The organism is Streptomyces mutabilis (assembly GCF_014649815.1).
GTDB lineage: Bacteria > Actinomycetota > Actinomycetes > Streptomycetales > Streptomycetaceae > Streptomyces > Streptomyces mutabilis.
The window spans coordinates 1-551 of sequence record NZ_BMTT01000273.1; the positions used below are offsets into that span (position 1 = coordinate 1).

Sequence of the window (551 nt, forward strand, 5' to 3'; positions counted from 1 at the left end):
TCTGTATCTGCATGTGTGTAAACGGCAACTTGATGATTCGGTGCTATTTTTTCTGCAAGTTCCAAGCCGAGTTGATTACATTGTTCTGGCGTGACTTCGTCAGGTTTAAAAGACTGAACAATCGTATGCGCTTGAATTCCATCTTCTTTACCATACAAGGCTCTTGTTTGTTTAAAAGCTGATTTCGCATAATCTACATCACAATTCAAGCCACTTTTTTCTACTGCTCGTTTCTCTGCGTAATTGATTGCCCGACTTGCCGATTTTGTATTACCTAATTTAGTTGTTGCCATTGGTATCCCCCTTTCTTTGTTTAGGGATAAAATAATCAATCAAAAGGCCACCAAAAGCACAAAATAAGAAACAGATGATGATAAACCACCATTGCTTTAGGAATGAAAAATTAAAAAATAAAATCAAGATCATTAAAGATATAACAGTTAAAATCCAAATACCAAACAGCAATCTTCTTAATTTATTTTGTTCCATACCTCATCTAACCTTTCACGTAATTCGCTGATATTACGCTCTAATGCTTCATAGTTCGGCGC

General features: G+C 35.8%; 1 protein-coding gene. It reads right to left on the reverse strand.

Annotated elements, in window-relative coordinates; genetic code table 11:
• Nucleotides 1-293 (reverse strand): relaxase/mobilization nuclease domain-containing protein (locus IE142_RS40305; protein ID WP_191889512.1); only part of this gene is annotated, 293 nt, incomplete at its 3' end.
• Nucleotides 294-551: the final 258 nt, after the last annotated feature.